21 protein-coding genes are annotated in these 22,197 nt (G+C 65.4%); 12 read left to right on the forward strand and 9 right to left on the reverse strand.

Going from position 1 to position 22,197, the window contains the following annotated elements:
- Nucleotides 1–160 precede the first annotated feature (160 nt).
- Nucleotides 161–1,072: a dihydrodipicolinate synthase family protein gene (locus tag CH339_RS21580; protein WP_111436482.1), complete on the reverse strand. Its 912-nt coding sequence runs from the start codon at nt 1,070–1,072 to the stop codon at nt 161–163.
- Nucleotides 1,073–1,302: 230 nt separating this feature from the next.
- On the opposite strand from CH339_RS21580, the gene CH339_RS21585 reads away from it, so the two are divergent.
- Genes CH339_RS21585 through CH339_RS21605 form a run of 5 tightly spaced genes read left to right on the forward strand, consistent with a single transcriptional unit; the run spans nt 1,303 to nt 5,868 of the window.
- The gene (locus tag CH339_RS21585) at nt 1,303–2,532 is read left to right on the forward strand and encodes an ABC transporter substrate-binding protein (protein ID WP_201241047.1); all 1,230 of its coding nucleotides are present in this window, start codon (nt 1,303–1,305) and stop codon (nt 2,530–2,532) included.
- 30 nt (nt 2,533–2,562) lie between these two features.
- Nucleotides 2,563–3,435: a branched-chain amino acid ABC transporter permease gene (locus tag CH339_RS21590; RefSeq protein ID WP_111436483.1), complete on the forward strand. Its 873-nt coding sequence runs from the start codon at nt 2,563–2,565 to the stop codon at nt 3,433–3,435.
- Nucleotides 3,435–4,436, forward strand: a complete 1,002-nt coding sequence (locus tag CH339_RS21595; RefSeq protein ID WP_111436484.1) for a branched-chain amino acid ABC transporter permease — start codon at nt 3,435–3,437, stop codon at nt 4,434–4,436. The genes CH339_RS21590 and CH339_RS21595 overlap by 1 nt, the downstream gene beginning before the upstream one ends.
- Nucleotides 4,436–5,155 carry an ABC transporter ATP-binding protein gene (locus tag CH339_RS21600; RefSeq protein WP_111436485.1) on the forward strand — a complete coding sequence of 240 codons (720 nt, stop codon included), beginning with the start codon at nt 4,436–4,438 and terminating at the stop codon, nt 5,153–5,155. Before CH339_RS21595 ends, CH339_RS21600 begins: the two co-directional genes overlap by 1 nt.
- Nucleotides 5,152–5,868: an ABC transporter ATP-binding protein gene (locus CH339_RS21605; protein WP_111436486.1), complete on the forward strand. Its 717-nt coding sequence runs from the start codon at nt 5,152–5,154 to the stop codon at nt 5,866–5,868. Before CH339_RS21600 ends, CH339_RS21605 begins: the two co-directional genes overlap by 4 nt.
- A gap of 6 nt (nt 5,869–5,874) precedes the next feature.
- On the opposite strand, the gene CH339_RS21610 is transcribed toward CH339_RS21605, so the two are convergent.
- Both CH339_RS21610 and CH339_RS21615 read right to left on the reverse strand, forming a co-directional pair.
- The gene (locus tag CH339_RS21610) at nt 5,875–6,786 is read right to left on the reverse strand and encodes a GntR family transcriptional regulator (RefSeq protein ID WP_111436487.1); all 912 of its coding nucleotides are present in this window, start codon (nt 6,784–6,786) and stop codon (nt 5,875–5,877) included.
- A 232-nt stretch (nt 6,787–7,018) separates the two neighbouring features.
- Nucleotides 7,019–7,630, reverse strand: coding sequence for a TetR family transcriptional regulator C-terminal domain-containing protein (locus CH339_RS21615; protein ID WP_111436488.1), 612 nt, complete (start codon nt 7,628–7,630; stop codon nt 7,019–7,021).
- 126 nt (nt 7,631–7,756) lie between these two features.
- Here CH339_RS21615 and CH339_RS21620 point away from each other — a divergent pair, with 126 nt between their 5' ends.
- From CH339_RS21620 to CH339_RS21635, 4 genes are all read left to right on the forward strand, one after another.
- The gene (locus CH339_RS21620; protein WP_111436489.1) at nt 7,757–8,956 is read left to right on the forward strand and encodes a pyridoxal phosphate-dependent aminotransferase; all 1,200 of its coding nucleotides are present in this window, start codon (nt 7,757–7,759) and stop codon (nt 8,954–8,956) included.
- 111 nt (nt 8,957–9,067) lie between these two features.
- Nucleotides 9,068–10,657, forward strand: a complete 1,590-nt coding sequence (locus tag CH339_RS21625) for a 5-guanidino-2-oxopentanoate decarboxylase (protein ID WP_111436490.1) — start codon at nt 9,068–9,070, stop codon at nt 10,655–10,657.
- 110 nt (nt 10,658–10,767) lie between these two features.
- Nucleotides 10,768–11,598: a transporter substrate-binding domain-containing protein gene (locus tag CH339_RS21630; protein WP_420825908.1), complete on the forward strand. Its 831-nt coding sequence runs from the start codon at nt 10,768–10,770 to the stop codon at nt 11,596–11,598.
- 21 nt (nt 11,599–11,619) lie between these two features.
- Nucleotides 11,620–12,582 carry an amino acid ABC transporter permease gene (locus tag CH339_RS21635; protein ID WP_111436491.1) on the forward strand — a complete coding sequence of 321 codons (963 nt, stop codon included), beginning with the start codon at nt 11,620–11,622 and terminating at the stop codon, nt 12,580–12,582.
- Between the two features lie 207 nt (nt 12,583–12,789).
- Here the strand turns inward: CH339_RS21635 and CH339_RS21640 are convergent, their stop codons facing one another.
- Nucleotides 12,790–13,809: a GNAT family N-acetyltransferase gene (locus CH339_RS21640; protein ID WP_111436492.1), complete on the reverse strand. Its 1,020-nt coding sequence runs from the start codon at nt 13,807–13,809 to the stop codon at nt 12,790–12,792.
- Between the two features lie 263 nt (nt 13,810–14,072).
- Between CH339_RS21640 and dmeF the strand changes: the two genes are divergently transcribed.
- Entirely contained in the window at nt 14,073–15,080 is a 1,008-nt protein-coding gene (dmeF, locus tag CH339_RS21645) for a CDF family Co(II)/Ni(II) efflux transporter DmeF (protein ID WP_111436493.1), read from the forward strand.
- Nucleotides 15,081–15,243: 163 nt separating this feature from the next.
- Here dmeF and CH339_RS21650 read toward each other — a convergent pair whose 3' ends face one another.
- The 4 genes from CH339_RS21650 to CH339_RS21665 form a co-directional block, all read right to left on the reverse strand.
- Nucleotides 15,244–15,531: a hypothetical protein gene (locus CH339_RS21650; protein WP_146610275.1), complete on the reverse strand. Its 288-nt coding sequence runs from the start codon at nt 15,529–15,531 to the stop codon at nt 15,244–15,246.
- A 408-nt stretch (nt 15,532–15,939) separates the two neighbouring features.
- Nucleotides 15,940–16,545, reverse strand: a complete 606-nt coding sequence (locus CH339_RS21655; protein WP_111436495.1) for a response regulator transcription factor — start codon at nt 16,543–16,545, stop codon at nt 15,940–15,942.
- Nucleotides 16,529–18,826 (reverse strand): ATP-binding protein, encoded by a 2,298-nt coding sequence (locus CH339_RS21660; RefSeq protein WP_111436496.1) that lies wholly within the window; start codon nt 18,824–18,826, stop codon nt 16,529–16,531. Before CH339_RS21660 ends, CH339_RS21655 begins: the two co-directional genes overlap by 17 nt.
- Nucleotides 18,823–19,479 (reverse strand): biliverdin-producing heme oxygenase, encoded by a 657-nt coding sequence (locus CH339_RS21665; protein WP_170138615.1) that lies wholly within the window; start codon nt 19,477–19,479, stop codon nt 18,823–18,825. Before CH339_RS21665 ends, CH339_RS21660 begins: the two co-directional genes overlap by 4 nt.
- Before the next feature lie 276 nt (nt 19,480–19,755).
- Here CH339_RS21665 and ppsR point away from each other — a divergent pair, with 276 nt between their 5' ends.
- Both ppsR and CH339_RS21675 read left to right on the forward strand, forming a co-directional pair.
- Nucleotides 19,756–21,171, forward strand: a complete 1,416-nt coding sequence (ppsR, locus tag CH339_RS21670) for a transcriptional regulator PpsR (RefSeq protein WP_111436498.1) — start codon at nt 19,756–19,758, stop codon at nt 21,169–21,171.
- Nucleotides 21,172–21,325: 154 nt separating this feature from the next.
- Entirely contained in the window at nt 21,326–21,796 is a 471-nt protein-coding gene (locus CH339_RS21675; RefSeq protein WP_111436499.1) for a TspO/MBR family protein, read from the forward strand.
- A 50-nt stretch (nt 21,797–21,846) separates the two neighbouring features.
- On the opposite strand, the gene CH339_RS21680 is transcribed toward CH339_RS21675, so the two are convergent.
- On the reverse strand, nt 21,847–22,122 hold the full coding sequence (locus CH339_RS21680) for a hypothetical protein (protein WP_111436500.1): 276 nt from the start codon (nt 22,120–22,122) through the stop codon (nt 21,847–21,849).
- Nucleotides 22,123–22,197: the final 75 nt, after the last annotated feature.

Below are 22,197 nucleotides of genomic sequence, written 5' to 3' on the forward strand. Positions count from 1 at the left end.
CACAGCCAAAACCGCCGCCAACCAACCCCAACCAGATGTCCCTCGACCTCGCCCCAATCTAAACCGGACAGTAGTGGGTCGAGCCCGGCAATGACGCATGAGAGGGGTTGGAATGCCGGAGAACAACCGAAACGACTTCCCGTGAACGGGCGTCCGATCCTTATCCGCGAGGCGCCGTGTACGAAAACCCCATCGCTTCAAGGTCCGCATCGAGCGCGGCGACCGCATCGCTATCGGCCGCGACCATCGGCGGGCGCACGGTGGTCCAATCGGCATCGCCCGATTTTCGCGCGATATAGGCCTTCAGCACCGGCACCATCGGCCCCGTCTCCTGGAAGCGCCTGCGCACCGCCGTCACCTTCGCCTGCTTCTCGTCCGCGTCCGGTCCCTCGAAGCCGTCGAACACCGCCTTGATGGAGGGCACGGCGACGTTGCCGGTGGCGGTGATGCACCCCGCGCCGCCTTTCCTCAGGCCATCGAGCAGGAACACTTCGGACCCCGGAAAAATCTCAAGCTGCGGATAGGCATCGAGCAGCGCCGCGGTGTTCGACCAGTCGCCGGAGCTGTCCTTGAGGCCGACGACGGTCTCGGGGTGCGCGCTGACGAGCCGCCCGACCACGTCGAGCGAATAGCCGACCTGGGCGACCGGCGGGATGTGGTAGAGATAGACCTTCAGTCTGTCCGAACCGACCCGCGAAATCACCGTGTCGACGAACGCAAAGACGCCGTCGTCCGGAACGCCCTTGTAGTAGAAGGGCGGCAGCATCAGGACGCCGCCGCAGCCGAGCCCGGCCGCATGGCCGGCAAGCTCGCTCGCTTCGGTGATCGAGCAGGCACCCGTCCCCGGCATCAGCTTGTCCGCGCCGATACCGTTCTCCACCAGCATTTCCAGGAGCGCCTTGCGCTCGCCCGCCGACAGCGAGTTCGCCTCGCTGGTGGTGCCGAAGACGGCAAGTCCCGCCGCGCCCTCTGCAAGGAGGTGCCGGCAAAGGGCGAGGAACCGCCCGGCATCGGGCGACAGGTCCGCCTTGAACGGCGTCAGCACCGGGACCAGAACTCCGCGAAACCCCATCGGGCAACTCCTTTCCTGAAGGCAATCTCCGTTGCCCGTGCCGGTACGACATTTGCCGCTTTTCGACAAATGAAATGATCCGGGGATCACCTGCCGCATATCGAAGATCTGCAATTTTCGGGGGTGACGGGGCGGTCGCAATCGGGAAAAGTAGCGCGCGTATAGTTCGGCGTATTCAATCAGACGGTTCAAAGAAGCCGCACCGCGTCGCGTGAGGGAGGAGAGTACCGATGACCTGCAATCCGGCAGTCGACCGCCGCACCATCCTGAAGGGAGCCACCGCCGGCGCCGCCCTGTCGATCACGCCGCTGCGCCATGTCCGCGCCGCCGGAACTCCGGTCAAGGTCGGCGTGCTGCTGCCGACCTCGGGCGTTCTCGCCTTCCTCGGCCAGGCCTGCCGGCGCGGCATCGACCTCGGCGCCAAGATGATGGCGGAGAACGGCGCGCCCGCCGTGGAAATCCTCCATGTGGACACCGAATCGAAGGCCGAGCAGGGCCGCGTCGCCGCCGAAAAGCTCATCCGCGAGGGTTGCTCGGTGCTGATCGGCGCCTTCGATTCCGGCACCACCATTTCCGCAGCCCAGGCCGCCGAGGCCGCCAAGGTGCCGCTGGTCGTCAACATTGCCGCCGCGCCGCAGATCACCAGCCAGGGCTTCAAATACGTCTTTCGCAATTTCACGCCCGGCGCGACGCTCGTCTACAACGCCGTTGCCCGCATCAAGGAACTGTCGTCGCTGACCGGCGTCTCCCCGAAGACCGCGGTGCTGATGCACGTCAACGACACCTTCGGCCATGCGGTCGCCAAGGGCGTCGACATCCTCTGGCAAAAACTCAATGTGCCGATCGAGATCGTCGACACCATCTCCTATTCCCGCTTGGCAAAGGACATGTCGGTGGAGATCGGCCGGGCGAAGGCGGCAAAACCGGACATCCTGATGCCCGTGACCCGCGTCAACGACGCCATCCTGATCGTGCGCGAACTGGTCAAGCAGAACGTGGAACTCTTCGGCGTCATCGGTCCCGGCAGCCCGGGTCCCTACGAGAAGGCCTTCACCGACGCCACCGGCAAATATGGCGACGAGTATATGGACTGCGTGCCCTGGTACGATCCGACCAGGGTCAAGACCAGACGGGCGATCGCCGCCTTTGCCGAGGCCTATCCGGACCAGCGCTTCGAACTCAATGTGGGCTTTTCCTACGAGGCGGTGGAAATCGTCGCCGATGCCATCGCAAGGGCCGGCTCCGGCGAGCCTGGGGCGCTGCAGGCGGCGCTGAGGGCGACGAACCTTCAGGACCACATCATGTATGGCGGTCCGATCACCTTCGACGAGACCGGGCAGAACCCCAATATCGGCGGCGTCCTCTTACAGAACCAGGGCGGCACGCCGAAGGTCGTCGGCCCGGCCGAGATCGCGGTCGCAAAGCCGGTCTTCCCGATGACGCCCTTTGCCGAGCGCTGAGGGGCCGGAACGCATCCCGGAGGGCACCTGATGGTCGAACTCTATCTGAAAGTCGCTGCCGGCGGGCTCCTCATCGGCACCGTCTACGCCCTCATCGCCATCGGCCTGACGATCATCTTCGGCGTCATGCGGGTGGTGAATTTCGCCCATGGCGAGATGGTCGTCATGGGCATGTATCTCGGCTATGCCCTGTGGACCCTGTTCGCCATTCCGGCCATTCCGGCAGCCCTCATCGCTGCCGTCGTCCTCTTCGGTCTCGGCGTCTTTCTGCAGGTAACGGTCGTCAGCCGCTTCGTCGGCCGACCCCAGCACAGCCAGTTCATCCTGTTCATCGCCTTTGCCCTCGTCATCACCGGCCTGCACCTGATGCTGATGGGCCCGGACGCGCGCTCCGTCATGGCGCCGATCAGCTTTCAGACCTACAGCGTCGGCGGCCTCAGGCTCGATGCCGCGCGGGTCCAGGCGGCGGCGACGGCACTCGTCATGATCCTCGCCCTTGTCGCCTTCCTGCGCTTCACCTTCATCGGAAGGGCGATCCGCGCCGCCGCCGACAATCCGCTCGGCGCCGAGGTGGTCGGCATCCGGTCCGGGCGCGTCTATGCCGTCACTGCCGGCATCGGCTTGGCTTGCGCCGGGGCCGCCGGGGCGCTGGTCTCGCCGCTGTTCGACGCCCAGCCGTTTCTGGCCCCGGAATTCACCCTTCTTGCCTTCATCATCGTCATTATCGGCGGCCTCGGCAGCCTCACCGGCGCGCTCATTGGCGGGCTCCTCATCGGTGTCGCCGAGGGCTTTGCCGCGCTGCTCATCAATCCGGCGATGAAGTCGATGTTCTCCTACGGCCTCCTCATCGCCGTCCTGCTGTTGCGGCCCGCCGGCCTCTTCGGCGGCCGGGAGGCACGCTGATGGTGCGGCGCGAGCGAAAGAGGACCGGCCGGCCGCGCGGCGTCGTTGCGGCGACCGCCTTCTTCTGCGCGCTGTTCCTGGTGCCCCATCTCCTCGACGATGCCTGGGTCGCTGTCCTCACGCTGGTCCTCTTCTTTGCCTTCGTCGGCCAGGCCTGGAACCTGATGATGGGCCATGTGGGCCTGCTCTCCCTCGGCCACGCCCTCTTTCTCGGCATTGGCGGTTACACCACCGCCGTGCTCCTTCAGGACTATGGCATGACGCCCTGGATAGGCATTCCGGCCGGCGCCCTCGTTGCCGCCATGGTCGGCGCCGGCATTGCCTGGCTCGGCTTCCGGTTTTCCGTCCGCGGCGTCTATTTCGCGCTTCTGACCATCGCCTTTGCCGAGTTCTTCCGCATCCTCTTCAGCAACTGGCCGCTGATCGGCGGCACCGGCGGCTATTTCCTGCGCGTGGTGCCGGAAGATAACGTCCCGCTTCTCAGCCTTCGCGGCGGCGCGGACCACTTCTACTACCTCTTCTTCGTCCTGTTCCTTGTCGGCCTCATCGTCTCGGCGCGGCTGGTGCGCGGCCGCATCGGCATGTTCTGGAGCGCCATCCGCGAGGACGAGGACGCCGCAAGGGCACTCGGCGTCAGGTCGTTCCGCCTGAAGGTGCTGGTGGTCGCCGTCAGCGCGGCGATGACCGCCTGCGGCGGCGGCGCCTTTGCCCTGATGAACGGCAGCCTCTTTCCGAACACGCTGATGGGCATGCAGATGTCGATCCAGATCATCCTGGCGCCGATCATCGGCGGCCTCGGCACCCTGTTCGGACCCTTCGTCGGTGCCGTCTTCGTCGTGCTGGTGCTGGAATTTTCCCGCGATCTCGGCCAGACGGCCGGCGTCTACGGCCTCAGCACGCTGATCTACGGCCTCACCGTGCTCGGCGTCATCCTCTACATGCCGGAGGGCATCTGGCCGCGCCTGGTGCGGCTCGCCCAGCCGCTGCGGAGGGACCGCTGATGCTGCTGGCGGTCCACGGCCTGACCAAATGGTTCGGCAGCGTGAAGGCTGTGCGCGGAATCGATTTCGGCGTCGCAAAGGGCGAGATCGTCGCCCATGTCGGGCCGAACGGTGCAGGCAAGACCACCTGCTTCAACATCGTCGCCGGCGCCATGCGGCCGAGCGCCGGCACCGTGCGGCTCGATGGCATCGACGTCACCAACCAGCCGCCGGAGGAAATGGCCGCGCGCGGCCTTGCCCGAACCTTCCAGATCATGCGCCCGATGGCCGGCATGACGGTGCTGGAAAACGCCCTCATCGGCCCGCTCGCCCGCGGCCTTGCCATGGCCGACGCACGCGGAGAGGCGTACCGGGCGCTGGAGCGGGCCGGGTTGGAGGACAAGGCGGAGAGCCCTGCCGGCCTCCTGACCCTGCCGGAGCGCAAGATGCTGGAGCTTGCCCGTGCGCTGTCCACCGCGCCGCGGCTGCTGCTGCTCGACGAGGTGATGGCGAGCCTGAGGCCGGCCGAGGCCGACCGCATCGTCGCGCTCCTGCAGGACCTGCGCGCCGAGGGGCTGACGATCCTCCTCATCGAACATGTCATGCGGGTGGTGATGTCGCTCGCCGATCGCATCGTCGTCATGCACCACGGCGAAAAGATCGCCGAAGGCACGCCCGCCGACATCGCCGCCAATCGGACCGTCATCGACAATTATCTCGGCCGAAGGGGTGCGCAATGAGCCGGCCGGCGCTGCAGGTCTCGGCCCTCGACGGCCACTATGGCGATGCTCAGGCGCTGGCGGGCGTATCGCTGACCATAGAGGCCGGCTCCTTCGTCTCCGTCATCGGCGCCAACGGCGCCGGCAAGACGACGCTGATTCGCACCATCGCCGGCATGTTGAAGCCGACCCGCGGCGAGATCCTCTATCGGGGGCGCCGGATCGATGGCCTCGATCCGGCCGATATCTGCGAGCTCGGCATCCTCCAGGTGCCGGAAGGGCGGCTGATCTTTCCCTCGCTGACGGTTGCCGAAAACCTCGACATCGGCGGCTCGCTCCGGCGCACCCGCGCGCGTCGCCGGCAGAACATGGCCGATGTCTTTGAGATGTTTCCGCGGCTTGCCGAGCGCCGGCGTCAGAAGGCCGGAACTCTTTCCGGCGGCGAGCAGCAGATGCTGGCGATCGGCCGCTGCCTGATGGGCGAGCCGGACCTCGTCATGCTCGACGAGCCCTCGCTCGGGCTGGCGCCGAACCTTGCCGACGAGATGTTCGAGATCGTCGGCTGGCTGCACCGCGAGGGCCGGACGATCCTGCTGGTGGAACAGAATGTCGAGGAATGCCTGGCGCGCTCCGACCGCGCCTATGTCATGGAGAACGGCCGCATCGTCCTGGAGGGCCGCGGCGCGGAGCTGATGGCGGACGACCGGCTCCGCGCCGCCTATCTCGGGCTCTGAGTCGCCTCAGTCCCGCCGGCACCATTGCGGCTCTGCGGTCTGGCGCGCATCGAGCAGGCGCCGGTTGCCGGAAACGCAGAGCCCGGTGCCGTTTTCCGGCACGATCATTTCCGAATAGAACAGCGGCGCCTCGCGCAGCGAGAACTCGCGGGTCTGCAGCAACAGCGCCGTCGAGTTGACGGGGCGCTGCAGCGTTGCCGCCGTTTCCGGGTCGAGATGGGCAAAGCCGACGACCCGTTCGGAGCGCACCGACGGCAGGCCGAAGCGCTGGTGCAGGAACCAGCGGAAGCTGACGTTCCTGAGCTCGTCGGGAGCCGTGCGGGCCAGCGTCTGGACCTTCGGATGGGCGATATAGGTGTTGCTGACGATGAGGAAGTTGCCGCCGATGTCGCTCACCCGGCGGATCTTCAGGTAGTGCGGCTGCGCTCCCAGAAATTTCGTCCAGGGCCCCCTGTCGGTGATCTGTTCGGCGGCGACGTCGAGATCCGTAAAGGCGATGATGCCCTTGCCGTCGTCGTCGATGAAGAACAGGTCGAGGTCTTCGGCCTGCTCGCCGGCCGGCTGGGCGATGAAGCTGCCGAGCTTGCGCTTGCGGATCACCAGGCCGTCGGCAACCAGGCGGCGGAAGGCCGCCTGTACCGTGGCCAGCCCGACCGGCATGTGTTCGGTCAGGAGCGCTTCGGACGGAAGCCTGTCTCCCGGCGCCCAGTGGCCCTTTTCGATCAACCGCAGGCAGGCCTCGTAAAGGCGCGCGGTCTTTGAAATGTGGTTCCCGGCGAGCCCGGTATAGTTTTCCAGGAGAAGGGCCAGGCTGCGGTCGTCGACGACCCTGTCGGGCGTCGCCTTTTGCGCGCTTCCCGCCTCCGATGCACCAAGGGGCCGGGCGTCTTCAGTCTGCTGTTTCGCCGGATAGGCCATTTGCGATTATTTCCGATAGAAAAAATACCTGCAACTCTGGGGGTTCCCAAAAGTCACGCTAATCCTGTTTTTGCTGTTTTGAAGATAATTTCAAGGGCGAATCGCAGAAATTTTTCAATTTTTGGATTGTATAAATGACTGAATGAATATTGCGTCAATAGTCATGCAATTCATAAGATAGAATGAAGAAAAAGATTACATTGTATACATTTCAGGGTGAATCTTTTTGTTGTTATACAAGCAGAGAATCGACCCAATGCTGACAGAGCCGCACGGCTTCCTTCGGCGTGAAATTGGCGGGATTCAAGGACCATTCCAGCCAAAGCCCGTCCATCATGGCGGCAAGGCCGACGGCGGCGATGCGCGGATCGAATCCGCTTTTCCCTGTGTCTGGAAGCAGTTGGCGGAAGAGGTCGGCAAGAAGTTGCAGTGTCTCGCCGTGCGACTCGTCGTGGATGCGGCGCATCGCCTCCGACCGTTCCGTGCCGCGCCAGAAGTGCACCCAGATCATCAGCAGGCCGGGATCGAGGACCCGGTCGGAAAAGGTCGTCGCGATGAAGGCGTCGAGTCGCCGGCGCGGCTCCGTGGCCGGAATGACCAGCACCTCCCGTTCGATGAGCTGCTGCTGTTCGGCGACCACCGTCCGGTAGGTCTCGGCGATCAGCGCGTCCTTGTTGGCGTAGTGATGGTTGATCAGGCCGACCGAGACGCCGGCCGCCTTGCTGATCGCGCGAATCGACAGATTGTCGGCGCCGCCCTTGGCGAAGCACTCGACCACCGCCTCGACCAGCAGCCTCTTTCGCTCGGCCACGGAATGGCGCTGAAAGCTCGGCCGGTCGGACATGGCGATCCTTCCTTGCTCAAGGGACCCCCGGGGAGCCCTGGCTGAGGGGGAGGAGACGCTACCGCCTTGATCTCGCGCTGGCAAACGCGGTAATTGAACAGACGTTCAGCAAAGGCGGGCCGCACGATGGATCAGACATATCACGGGCAACATTTCGCGCGCCGGGTCGACGGACTGGCCGGCGAGACGACGTCGGTCTGGGACATCCACATGCGCGCCGTCGCCGACCAGGCGGCAGGCCGCGACGTCATCGTCATGAGCGTCGGCGATCCCGACTTCGCCACGCCCGCGCCGATCGTGGAGAGCGCCGTCGCCGCGCTCAAGGCCGGCGACACCCACTATACGGCCATCATCGGCCGCGACCGCCTACGCCGGGCGATCGCCGAGGAATTCGCCAGAAAGAGCAGCCGATTGGCCGGTCCGGAGAACGTCGTCGTCACAGCCGGCGCCCAGAACGCGCTGTTTTCCGCCTCCCTCTGCCTGTTGTCGCCGGGCGACGAGGTGCTCGTCTTCGATCCCATGTACGTCACCTACGAGGCGACGCTGAAGGTCTCCGGCGCCACCATCGTGCGGGTGCCGTCAGACCCGGCGACTGGTTTCCGGCCGGACATCGCCGCCCTTGAGGCCGCCGTCACCGAGCGCACGCGGGCGATCTTCTTTGCCAATCCGAACAACCCGACCGGCATCGTCTTTTCGCCGGAGGAGGTCGCCGGCATCGCCCGCATCGCCACCGAAAATGATCTCTGGGTGGTCTCCGACGAGGTCTATGCGGGCCTCACCTTCGATGCCGACCACTGCCATATCGGCGCCCTTGAGGGCATGGAGCAGCGCAGCGTCACGGTTTCCAGCGTCTCCAAGTCGCACGCCATGACGGGTTGGCGCTGCGGCTGGCTGATCGCGCCGCAAGAGCTGGTCGGCCACGTCCACAACCTGGCTCTCTGCATGAATTACGGCCTGCCGGGCTTCATCCAGGAGGCCGGCGCCACCGCCATGACCGAGGCCCTCGGCGAGGCCGACCGCATGCAGGAGATCTATCGCCGCCGCCGCGACATCGTCGTTGCGGAATTGGGCAAAAGCGACCTCATCGACGTGGTGGTGCCGGAGGCCGGCATGTTCCTGATCGCCGACATCCGCAAGACCGGGCTCGACGCGCCGACCTTCGTTGCCGAGCTCTACCGGGAAAAGGCCGTCTCGGTGCTCGACGCCACCGCCTTCGGCGCCTCGCTCGCCGGCTTCGTGCGCATCTCCTTTGCCGCCTCGGAAGCCGAGTTGACGGAAGCCTCGCGCCGCATCGTCGCCTTCGCTGAAGGCAGGGCCGGCGCCTGAGCCTGCGGGCGCTTTGCACCGCGCATTCCCCTTGAAGACGCGGCGAAACGGCGGTCTTCTTGGCCGCCCCATCGCGCGCGGAACATCGTCACCGAATCCGGGAACAAAACCATGGCAACGCTCGGCGAAACCCTCGTCCGCCTTCTGGAAATCTACGGCACGGAGATCGTCTTCGGCATTCCGGGCGTCCACACCGCGGAACTCTATCGCGGCCTTGCCGGCTCACCGATCCGCCACGTCACCCCGCGCCACGAGCAGGGCGCCGGTTTCATGGCCGACGGCTATGCGCGGGTCACCGGCAAGCCGGGCGTCGCAATGGTGATCAGCGGCCCGGGCCTTGCCAACATCGCGACGGCGATGATGCAGGCCAAGGCCGACTCCATCCCGATGCTGGTGATCGCCGGCGTCAACAGCCCCGGCAAGATGGACTCAGGCAACGGCCATTTGCACGAAATGCCGGACCAGCGCGGCTTTGCCGACCATGTGGCGGCTTTCGCCCACACCGTGCTGACCCCGGAAGAGCTGCCCCAGGTGATGGCCCGCGCCTTCGCGGTCTTTGAGAGCGCCCGCCCGGGCCCGGTAATGATCGAGATCCCGGTCCGCCTGATGCGCGCCGATGCCGGCCACGTTGCCCTGCCGGACAGGAAACCCGAGGCGAGGCCACCGGCGCCGGACCCGCAAAGGCTGGCCGCCGTCGTGGAAGCCTGCCGCGCGGCAACGTCACCCGTGATCCTGATCGGCGGCGGCGCGCGGCGCGGCGCGGCCGATGCCCTGGCGTTGGCGGAGTCGTTGGATTGCCCGCTGATCGGCACCATCAATGCCCGCGCCTGCCTGCCGAAGGACCATCCGCTCGCCGTGCCGCTGAACGTCGGCATGGAAGGCGTCCGCGATCTGCTCGAGGAGTCCGACCTGGTTCTTGCCTTTGGCACCGAATTCGGCCCGACCGATTTCGACATCGACGAGGCCGGGCCGGTCGGCCGGCCGAAGAAACTGGTGCGGGTCGACATTGATCCGGAACAGCTCATGCGCAATTTTCAGCCCGACATCGGCCTCGTCGGCGATGCCGCGATGGCACTGCGCCAGATCCGGGCCGCGCTCGGCCCGGAGGGGCGCAAGGCCGGCGGTGCGGAGCGCGCCGCGGGCGCCATACGGGCGGCGCGCGAGACCCTGCCGGAGGATTACCGCGCCCACATCGCCTTGCTCGACGCCATTCGCGACCGGATCCCCGAGGCAGCGTTCGTCGGCGACTCCACCCAACTCGTCTATGCCGGCAATCTCGGCTTCGGGATCGGCAACCGCGGCCACTGGTTCAACTCCGCCGTCGGCTTCGGCACCCTCGGCTATGCCCTGCCGGCAGCCATCGGCGCCGCCCTCGGCCGTCCCGGCGCCCCGGTCGTCGCGATTGCCGGCGACGGCGGCCTGCAGTTCACCCTTGCCGAACTCGGCACGGTCGCCGACTGCGGCGTGCCGGTGATCGTCGTCGTCTGGAACAATGGCGGCTATCTGGAGATCAGATATTGCATGGAAAGCCGCGGCATTGCACCGGAAGGCGTCAGCCCGTCACCGCCGGATTTTGCAAAGGTCGCCGAGGCTTACGGCATTGGCGCCACGGTCCTGGACGGACCGGAGGGCGTTGCCGACGCCGTTGCCGAGGCCGTTTTTCGGAACGCTCCATTCGTGATTGATGTTCGCGGCGTATGAACGTTTAATGGACGCCAGCCACCAAGGGCCGCATCAGGCAGGATGTCGCATGCACATCCGGCACACCCAAGAACGAACGGCCCCACCTTCGATGCACAGAGGAGAATAACGTGAAGAAAATCATTTCGTTGGGTATTGCCGCCGCAATTGCCGCGGCGCTTTCCGTGCCCTCGGCCATGGCCGGCGAGACCCTCGACCGGGTCATGAGCAACAAGAAGCTGGTGCTGTCCTCCGATCCGGAGTACCCGCCCCAGTCCTTCCTCAACAACGACAACCAGATGGACGGCTTCGACATCGACGTCGCCAAGGAAATCGCCAAGCGTCTCGGCGTCGAGCTTGAGATCATCACCCCGGCCTGGGACATCATCACGGCCGGCAACTGGGGCGGCCGCTGGGACATTTCCGTCGGTTCCATGACGCCGACCAAGGCCCGCGCCGAAAAGCTCGACTTCCCGGCCATTTACTACTACACGCCGGCGAATTTCGCGGTCCACAACGACAGCAGCGCCACCAAGATGGAAGACCTCGACGGCAAGGTCATCGGCTCCTGCGGCGGCTGCACCTATGAGGCCTACCTGAAGAAGAACCTCGTCATCGATGCCGTCGGCACGCCGAAATTCGACTACAAGGTGACGCCCGGCGAGATCAAGACCTACGACACCGACACCACCGCCTTCGACGACCTTCGGATCGGCGACGGCGCCCGTCTCGATGCCGTGTTCTCGGCCCTTCCGACCATCAAGGAAGCGATCAAGAACGGCTATCCGCTGAAGGTCATCGAGCCGGCCGCCTTCTACGAGCCGCTGTCGGTCGCCGTCGACAAGGGCGATCCGGAATTTTCCGCCAAGGTCGCCGAGATCGTCAAGGCGATGCACGAAGACGGCACGCTCTCCGAGCTGTCGATGAAGTGGTACGACGCCGACCTGACCAAAGCCCAGTGACCGGCCGGACGGTCACGGCCCATGTCATTCGATGACTCAGTCCCGACGAGGGTGGACAATTCCACCCTCGTTCGGGCCGTTCTGGTGTTCCTCGGCTTTGCCGTCGTCTTTGCCCTGCTCAACACCGGCAGCGGCACCATGGCAAGGCTCATCGCGCCCGCGGCGGACCCCGGCTGGAGCGCACGCATCGCCGCCGCCCTGGTCCTTGCCGCGCTCGTCACCGCGAACGTCGTCGGCCTCAAGTTCCTGGCCTTCAACGTCCAGGTGATCCTCGTCTGGATCCAGCTCATCGTCCTGGCGCTGGTGTTCTTCGCCTCGTTCAATCTCAGCTACGGCTTCATCCTCAACCGGCTGCCCTTCCTGATCACCCAGGGCGCCTTCACGACGATCTACATCTCGCTGGTGGCGATCGCGATCTCCTGCGTCATCGCGTTGATCGGCGCGCTTGCCAAGCTGTCCGGCAATGGCGTCGCCTACGGCATCGCCACCTTCTACATCTCGTTCTTCCGCGGCACGCCGCTCTTGCTGCAGGTCTACCTGATCTATCTCGGCCTGCCACAGCTCGGCTTCATCATCGATGCGGTGCCGGCCGGCATCATCGCCCTGTCGCTCTGCTACGGCGCCTATATGGCCGAGATCTTCCGCTCCGGCATCCAGGCGGTGCCGAAGGGCCAGGCGGAGGCCGGCCGCGCCCTCGGGCTCCACGGCGGCCTCATCATGCGCAAGATCGTGCTGCCCCAGGCGATCAAGATCATCGTGCCGCCGACCGGCAACCAGTTCATCGCCATGCTGAAGGATTCATCTCTGGTCTCCGTCATGGGCGTCTGGGAGCTGATGTTCCTGGCCAGGACGCAAGGAAAGTCGGAGTTCAAGCACATGGAGATGCTGATCACCGCGGCGGTGGTCTACTGGATCATCTCCATGGCCTTCGAAGCGATCCAGTCGCGCATCGAGCGCCACTACGGCAAGGCGGATGTGCGGTAATATTTGCCGTCATTGCGAGTGAGCGCAGCGAGCGCGGCAATCCAGGACCCCACGCTCCGAGCACGCTGCCCTGGATCGCCGCGTCGGCCTGACGGCCTTCTCGCGATGACGGCGAGGATTGGCGTGGTATGGGCGAGGCCGCACGAGCGGATGCAACGGCCGGGATGCCGTCCGCTCGAAAGGGCGAAGAGTGCCCTGAGGAAACGCCTAGCTCGGCCCTGACCAGACGCCAAGCCGGCGCGCAACGGGCTTGAGGCGCGCCTTGACGTGGCGGACGAGATAGGGGCCGGCCCCGCGCCAATGGGCGGGGGAGGCGAGGGCAGCGGGCCCACGCTGGACGATCACGGTGGTGAGCTGTTCGCGGGTCGCGCCGAGGCCGACCTTCCAGTCGCCGTCGCCCCACAAAAAATTGGCGTTGCGGCAGCCGAATTGCTCGATCTCCCGGATCGCATGCATGTAGACCTGGAAGCCGGGCGCCACCTTCGCATGGCCGAGGTCGTAGCCGATCAGGGAGAAATAGGCGTCCCGGCCAGCGACCAGGACGATCGTGCCGCCGATCAGCTCCTCGCCCACATGCAGCAGGCAGCTATAGCCGATCTCGCCGGCAAGCCGTTCCAGGGCCGCCTCGGCCGCCGCGTCGGCGTAGTGGCGATGGCCGGAGGTCTCGACCTTGATCCGGTTGTAGCGGGTGACAGCCGCGACGTCGCCGGGTCGGGCACGGCCGAAGGTCAGCCGAACGCTCTGCGGATCGCCGATCTCTTCCTTGAAGCGCCTGAGCCGGCGGCGCACGTCGCTCGCCTTCTTGGCCGGCAGGTATTTCTCGCCCGGCCCGATCGCCCGGCGCCAGTTCGCCTGGTAACGGCAGCGCAGCTGGTGAAAGCGCGTTGCGGCCGGACCGGTCTCGTCAAGGACGATGTCTTCGAAGACGACGGCGGGTGCGTCGGTCTCGGCAAAGACCCGCGCGGCAAGGGCGTCGATCTCGCCGGCCGTCAGCCGGTCGAGCCGGCCGAGATAGGTCGGTGCGCCGGACTGGCCAGAGAACAAGGCCGTCCGCCCGGCCACGGTGAACATGAGAGAGGGCGCCATGCCGTGCGCGCGGCGATAGGCCGGATGGGTGAAGAGCGAGTCGGAAAGCGCGGCGGGCTCGGCAGAGACGTCAGCCGGCGGCGCGGCAACGGCGGGCGCTGCGGCGATGCGGGCTGTCCTCAGGGCCTCCGAACTGCTCATTGTGCCTCGGTGTCGAAACGAATTCACCGCCGGTATCCGGCATGTGCCGGCCGGCGCTTTCCCGGTAAGGATGTGCGAGCGGGTCGCAATTCGGCAACCTACCAGCGGCCGCTCCCGTTCCGAAGATGAACCGTTTCTTAGGGTTAACCGGGCCGCGGCGGCGTGTGGGCGACATCGTGGCCGGTCAGCCATGATGCGCATTTGTCCGGTTCCCGCGACGGTGCGATGATAGGGGCGAAAGCCCTATTCGGAATTTGACGCAGATGCATATTCATCAGCTCGACACCTGGCGCCACGGCCACACCTTCATCGACCTGGAAGCGAGCCGGGCCAACGAACGGCGCACGCTCTATGTGGTTGTTCTCACCGCCACCATGATGGTGGTGGAGATCGCCGCCGGCTGGGCGTTCAATTCCATGGCGCTCCTGGCCGACGGCTGGCACATGGCGACCCATGCCGGGGCGCTGGGGATTTCGGTTTTTGCCTATCGCTACGCCCGCAGCCACGTCGCCGATCGCCGCTTCACCTTCGGCGTCGGCAAGGTCGAGGTGCTGGGCGGCTATACCAGCGCCATCGTCCTCGGCATCGTCGCGCTGCTGATGGTCTGGGAATCCGCCCTGCGGCTGATCGAGCCGCGGGTCATCTCCTTCGACGAAGCGATCGCTGTCGCCTTCGTCGGTCTTGCCGTCAACCTCGCCAGCGCCTGGATCCTGCACGGCGGCGACGGCCATGACCACCATCACGGCCACGCCGCCCACCATGACCACGGGCACGACCATCACCACGACCACGACCATGATCATGGGGCCGACAAGGACCACAATCTGAGGGCCGCCTATCTCCACGTTCTCGCCGACGCCCTGACTTCGATCCTGGCCATCGTCGCCCTGATCTGCGGCAAGCTGTGGGGATGGAACTGGATGGATGCGGCCATGGGCATCGTCGGCGCCGTGGTCATCACGCGCTGGGCCTTCGCCCTGCTGACCGACACCGGCGCGATCCTCCTCGACAGCGCCGTCGACGGCGGAAAGGCCGAAAAGGTGAGGGGATTGATCGAGGCCGATGCCGACAACCGGATCGTCGATCTGCACCTGTGGCGGGTCGGACCCGAAGGCCACGGGGCCATCGTCTCGCTGGTGACGCACTATCCGCGTCCGCCGGAGCACTACAGGGCCTTGCTCGCGGACATGACCGACCTCGTCCACCTCACCATCGAGGTCAATGTCTGCACGGATGCGCCGTGCGTGCCGGTCGCAGGCCTCAAGACCTGACACCTTCGCCGCGGCAATCGGCAGTAAATATCGGCCGATCCGCAAGGATGCGGGCCGGGCGAGATGCCAGCAACGCCTGACACATATCCAATCGGCCGGGGCGAGGATCGTCCCGGCTGATTTCCTTGCCCCGTTCGCGCCGGGGCGGCTGACAAGAAAGATGTCAGTTCGACGTGGGCGGCGCCTGATAGGCGAAGTCGTCTTCGTCGTCGACGGAATGACGGATCGCCGAGACAAGGCCATAGACCTTGGAGATCTCCGACAGGAGACCGAGGCGCAGCAGTTCGCGAGCCGCTTCGTCCGGCGAGCCGATATTGTTGGCAAGACGCCAGCCTTCGAGTGCGGCTGTTTCTTCGGTGTTGAGAGTGAGCGTCAATTCGCGATCCCCACCTGCCGGCTTCCGATGGATGCCGTCCGCACCGTTTGTCTTCTTCATTTCGAGAACTTGCACTGTTGAACCCTCCCGCTCGGCCCAACCGACCGAATGCGAAGCCCCCGGTTCAGTTGTGCGCGATGACGGAAGGCTATTACGCAATGCTGAATACACTCTATTTCGGTTTTGCCACTACGTAAAAACACAAGGACCCCCTGACGCATGGGAAATGCCGTAAGGTCATGTATTTTCCGCGGTTTTTCTGTGAGCCGGACAAAGAAAATGCGCCGCAGAGCGACCTTTTCGCCTGCGCCCGGAACCTCGACGGTTCTAAAAATATATTCAGAATATATGTTTTACTGGCAGTCGCCGCCTGTCAACCGGAAGCAGTGCCGGTCGTGCAATTTTTTCGGGTGGCGGGAGCCGGATGCACTGGAAAACGCCTGGTAGCCGTCTGCACCCCGCCCGCCGGCCGTGCCGACAGGTTCAGCGCATCATCCGGATGAGGTCGGAAATGCCGCGGGCGTGCATCTTTTCGCGGATGCGCGAACGGTGGATCTCGATGGTGCGCTGGCTGACGCCCAGTTCCTGGGCGATCTCCTTGTTGAGCTTGCCGAGCACGAGGTGGTCGAGGACCTCGCGTTCGCGCTCCGTCAGCTTGGCGATGCGTTCGCGCACCAAGTCGTCCGGCACCGACGGCGGCGGCCGGTTGGCAAGAATCTCGCCGGCGACGGCCACCGCATCGAGCAGTTGCTCGACCTGCGCCGGCTTCTCGATGAACTCGATGGCGCCGGCCTTCATCGCCTGCACGGCGATCGGCACGTCGCCATGGCCGGTGACGACGATGGTCGGCAGGTGGGCATCGAGCGAGTTGAGGTGGGCCTGCAGCTCCAGCCCGCTCATGCCGGGCATGCGCAGATCAAGCACCAGGCAGGCGACCACCTCCGGGTCGTACACCTCCAGGAAGCTTTCCGAGGAATCGCAGGCAATGGTCGTGTAGCCGTGCGAATTGAGCAATGCGCACAGGGATTTCAGGACCGATGGGTCGTCTTCCACCACATAGATGCTGAAATCTCTAGTCGGTGCCACCATCGGTCCCCTCCCTTACCGGCAGTTTAAAGATCACTTCCGCACCGCCCGGGACGGATTTCGCCCAGATCCGTCCGGCATGGGCTTCGACGATGGACCGGCACAAGGACAGGCCGATGCCCATCCCGCTGGTCGTCGACGCGTGGAACGGCTCGAACAGATTGCTTTCAAGCTCCTTGGGGATACCCCGTCCGGTATCCTTCACGGAAACTTCCACATAGTCGCCGACCCGTTGCGTCTCCAACGTCAGCGTCTGGTTTTCCAGCCCCTCCATGGCGGCGATGCTGTTGCGCGCCAGGTTGAGCACCACCTGGCCGATCTGCACAGGGTCGGCCCAGATCTTCGGCAGGCTCTTGTCGAGCAACATGATCAGGCGCAGCCGCGGCAGCTCCTGGGACACCATCACGAGGTCGATGCCCTGCTTGATCGACTCGTTGATGTCGACGTAGTCGGCGTTGAGCTGGCCGCCGGAGATGAAGTTGCGCATCCGCCGGACGAGGTCGCCGGCACGCGAGGATTCGGTCACCGCCTCGTCGATCAGCTCCGCCGCCCGTTCCGGGATCGCGACGCCCGCGTTGCGGAATTCCTGGCGGCACGCATTGACGTAGTTGGCGATGGCGGCGAGCGGCTGGTTCAGCTCGTGGGCGATCGCGGAAGCCAGCTCGCCCATGGAGGTGGTGCGGGCGACGTCCAGCAATTCGTGGCGCAGCCGCGTCTCGGCCGCCTCGGCGATGCGCTGGGCCTCCAGCGCCGCATGGGCGCGCTCCAGGCTGTTGACGGCAAACAGAGCGCGGCGGAGGATCCGGACCGCGTCGCTGTCGAGCGCGTCGAACGGCCGGCTCTTGCCGATCCGCTCCTCGCGCCACAGCTCGAACGAGCCGCGCGGCGACAGGCGGAAGGTGCCGTCTTCAAGCCGCTTTTCGATCTTTTCCGGCTTGCCGGCCCAGTTGATCGTCTGCTCGAAATTCGGCCTCAGGAAGACGACGAAATCCGCCCCGTCTTCCGACAGCTCGACGAGCGCGGCACCGGCCGCCGTCTGGCGCTGCTCGTCGTCCATGTCGAGCAGGGCGGACAGGTGCGAGGTGGTCGCGATGCCGTCGATCACATGGGCCTTCATGGCGCGGTAATCGAGCGGCGGCACCGGCACCTGGCCGTGCTCGACCACCTTGCCCTGGCGCACGAAGACGAGGCCGGTCGCGGTCATCACCTCCATCAAGGTGTGGGCGCGCTGGTCCAGGATATCCAGAAGCGAGGTGCCGCCGCGCGCGTCCTGTTCGATGGTGTAGGCGATCTTTTCCGCCGAGATGCTCTTCCTGAGCTGGTTGGTGTTCTCAATGCTCTGCAGCAGCGCCGATACCGTGCCGCCGAGGAGTTCGGCAAAGCGCAGCCGGCTGGAGGAGATGTAGCGCGGCGAATAGTTGTGGCAGGCAACCAGGCCCCAGAGTTCCTTGTTGGTGATCAGCGAGATCGACAGGCTGCCCTTCACGCCCATGTTGTTGAGATATTCGATATGGACCGGGGCGACGCCGCGCAGCTTGGAGTAGGTCAGGTCCAGCGGCTGCGCCGCCTCCGCATCGGCAAAGCCGCCGCCGCGTTTGACGATCGGCGCCGGCTCGGCGTTGATGTCCGGGATCGACCGCATGACGTTGAGCGTGAAATGGCGCCGCGCCGGGTCCGGGATGTCGGAGGCCGGGTAATGCAGGCCGAGGAAGCTGTCCTCGCGCGTCGTCGATTCGGCGATCACCTCGCCGTGCTTGTCTTCCGCGAACCGGTAGATCATGACGCGGTCGAAGCCGGTGACCTCGCGGATGATCTCGGCGCTGACCTTGGCCAGCTCGTTGAGCGCGTTCGGCTTGATCAGTTCGGAGATGATGCGCTGGCGCAGGATCTCCTCTTCCCAGACCGCCGCCGGGCTCTCCGAGGCATTGACGAATTCCAGGATGATGTTGCCGGCGTTGCGATGGGCCAGGCATTCCAGCCGCCGCGGCGGCTCGCCGTTCGGCTCGAAGGCCAGGAACCACGGTTTCAGGAGTTCCGGCGTCGACGGCAGGAGCTGCATGCGTGACAGCTCCTCCACATTGGCCTCGCCGATGACATCGGAGAGGTGCCGGCCGAGGATGTCTTCGGCGGCGATGTCGAGAAACTGGTCGGTGTTGAGGCTGGCATAGTCGACGGTCAGCGTCTGCTTGTCGACGGCGATGAGGGCCCCGTGCGGCTGCACCGAGCCGATCAGGTGGATCGGCTCCCGGTCGCAGGTGTTGAGGTCGATGGTACCCGTCTTCACGAAAGACTCTCAGTCGACCGGCCGGCAGACGGGGAGGGCCGGTCGAGCGGCATCAGCCAGTCCGCAATGGCCTGGAATGTCTGACGCGCGCCCTCTATCAGATCCTGCTGCGGCGTCCCCGCTTCTTGCAGCCGCAACAGCAATCGGTTCGTCATCTCCCAGCGATCCGCACCTTGCGTGCGGCACCAGTCCCAGTAACGGCGCCCGTCCGGGGGGCCGTCGCCGAGGAGGTCGCGCGCGGCACGGTCGATGACGCCGCCACCATGCGTTGACCCTTCAACGACATATAGCACGCCGCCGAGGGTGTTCGACGAGATTTTTGCACCTGCCTGGGGGGAGCGGGGTGCTCTGCAAAGCGCGTCGTCGTCAAGGCCGAGATCGAGAAGATCGCGGGCAAAGAGCGGCGCCCGCGGATGGTAGGCGTAGTCTCCGCCATCGAAATCGCAGGCTTGCAGCGCGTCGGCGATCGCCGCATCGAGCGGCACGTAGAACCCATAAAGCCGAAGTATAAGAGTGCGATAGCCGTCCCGTTCCAGGGTGCCCTTGAACAGCGCGCGGAAACTCGCGTGCAGGTGGAGTTGTTTGTGCTGGGACCAGGTCTCGTCCCGCAGAACGTTGCGTACGGCGGAATTTACGTCAACCGCATCAGTCATCTGCCCGTCATCCTCCGATTTGCCCGCCGCGGCATTTTGGCACCCCAAGACGGCCGTCGATTTTCGGGAAAACGGTCGCATTGGCATTTAAGCTTGAAAGCATTAAACAAATTCCCATCTAATCTGAAACAGGACTGCCGGTGTACAATCCTTGGCGCGAACTTCGGACGGCCTGCAAGTAGAGAGTGTCAAAAAACGTTGACAAACGTTGTCATGACGAAATCTCTGCGCTAATTGGAAATTAGAACCGTTTTACGTCAACCCGGATGAACGCTCGTGAACTCGCTCTTTTCGCAGCCAGCGGCCTTCTTCTCCAATGCCGACCCGAAGACCGTCGGGGCTCTTGTGGCAAACGCGTCCGACATCGCCCTGATAGTCGGTCGCGACGGCATCATCAAGGATGTTGCCGGTGACGGAGAAAGCCTTGCCCAGATCGGCGCCGCAGCCTGGCGCGGATCGCCGTTGCATGAGGTGGTCAGCGACGACTCCCGTCAGCATGTCGACGATCTGATTCGCCTGGCTCCCGGCGACGACCTGCCGGCAATGGCCGACATCCGCCATCCGGTCCCCGGCGGCGAGCAGGTCCTGGTGCGCTATTCGGCGATCGCGACGGACGCCGACGGCGACGTCGTGCTGCTCGGCCGCAACCTGTCGCCGCTGCGCTCGCTGCAGGAGCGCCTGCTTCTGTCCCAGCAGACCATGGAGCGCACCTTCGAGCGCCAGCGCCAGGACGAGGCGCGGTACCGCATGGTGTTCCAGGTCGCCTCGGAGGCCGTGCTCATCGTCGACGTGTCGTCCGGCCTCATCCGCGAGGCCAACCGCGCGGCGCTGCAGCTTCTCAAGGAAGATGGCCGCAACGTGCTCGGCCGCAGGCTCGGCACCTTCTTCGACCGCGAGGACCGCTCCGACCTGCAGTCGCTGCTGACCGGCGTCCTCGGCACGGACACGGCGTCCGAAGGCACTGCCCGGCTTGCCGATGGCCGCAGGGTCCGGGTCAAGGCGAACCTTTTCCAGTCCCGCGATGCGTCCACCTATCTGGTGCATCTTCAGGCGGCGGTCGAGGCCAACACGGGACCGATCGCCGACCACAGCCTTGCCCGGCTCATCCATCTCGCCAGCGAGTCCATCGTTCTCACTGACGATGCCGGCGCCGTCCTGTGGGCCAACGATTCCTTCCTCGACCTCAGCCAGTGCGGCAAGCTTGAGTCCGCCGTCGGCCGCTCGCTCGGCGACTTTTTCGACGGCACCGCGTTCAATATCGGCGTGACCCTCGACAATGTGCGCGGCCATGGCCGCCTGAAGATGCTGCCGACAACGCTGCGCAGCCTGTCCGGCCAGACCAGCGAGGTCGAGTTGTCCGTCGTCGCCATGCCCGATGGCGGCGGTTTCGGCGTCGTCATCCGCAGCGTCGCGCTGCGCGCCCAGCCGATCGAGCTGAGCGCCGTCCCCAAGGCGAGCGAGCGCAATGCCGTCATGGCCCGCACCGGCGAGCCGGTCGAGGACCTGATCGGCAAGGTGCCGCTGAAGGATCTTGTCCGCGACGAGATGGACGCCATCGAAAAGAGCTGCATCGCCTCGGCCCTGCAACTGACCGGCAACAACCGGGCGCTGACCGCCAAGGTGCTCGGCCTCAGCCGCCAGGGGCTCTACAGCAAGCTGCGGCGCTACGGCTTCGCGTCCGACGAGGACTAGGGGGCGGGCGCTTTCGCTCTACGCCGAATTACCTACCCGAATGGCTGCGACCTGGCGCCGCGCGCAGGAACCGCCGACCCGCTGACAGGTTATAGTTCCGACGTGGCGCCGACGCGCCGTCTCCCGATTCCGCCCCGACTGCGCAGGACCCCCGATGCTCAATTTCATTCCCTTTGCCATCTTCGTGATGCTGGCCGCCTCCAGCGGCGCCTATTTCAAGCCTGACGACTGGTACGCCCGGCTCGACAAGCCGCGCTGGAACCCGCCCAACTGGGTCTTTCCCGTGGTCTGGACGCCGCTTTATGCGCTGATCGCGGTGGCCGGCTGGATGGTCTGGAACGAGGCCGGACCGAGCCTGGTCATGGTCGTCTGGTTCGTCCAGCTCCTCCTCAACGGCACCTGGTCGTGGATGTTCTTCGGCAAGCGCCGGATGGACTGGGGCATGATCAACGTCTCGGTGCTGTGGGTCATGGTCGCGCTGTTCATCGCGCTTTCCTGGCCGATCTCCATGTGGGCGGCGCTGATGTTCGCGCCCTACCTGGTCTGGGTCTCCACTGCCGCGCTGCTCAACTGGCAGGTCTGGCAGATGAACAAGCACGGCGGCGCGCTCGAAAGCCAGTCCTGATCCCCGCAAGTCACGACACGACGTCTTGAGCCCGGTCCGCCGGGCTCAATTCATTCCCGCAGTCGCATCGCCAGATCGGTGAGATGGGCGACGAACGAGGCGGCGAGGAAGACGGCGACAAAGACGCCGTCGCCACCGTTCCACAGCACCCTCAGGGCCACGAGGATGAACGCGCCGGACAGCCCGTTGAGGGCGACGGAGCGGGCAAGCCGCGGCCGCCGACCCTTCAGGAACAGCGCCACGGCCAGCGTCTCGCCGATCAGGACCGCAAGCACGATGTCGGCGATGATCGGCGAATTGAGGAAGGCGGAGACGCTTTCCGGCATGATCCCTTGTCCCCTTGAAGAATGCCCGTCCGCCGGCGCGCGCCGCGGCTCGTGTCCTCGTACGAAACCGCCGCC

The sequence above is a fragment of the Rhodobium orientis genome (assembly GCF_003258835.1).
Lineage (GTDB): Bacteria > Pseudomonadota > Alphaproteobacteria > Rhizobiales > Rhodobiaceae > Rhodobium > Rhodobium orientis.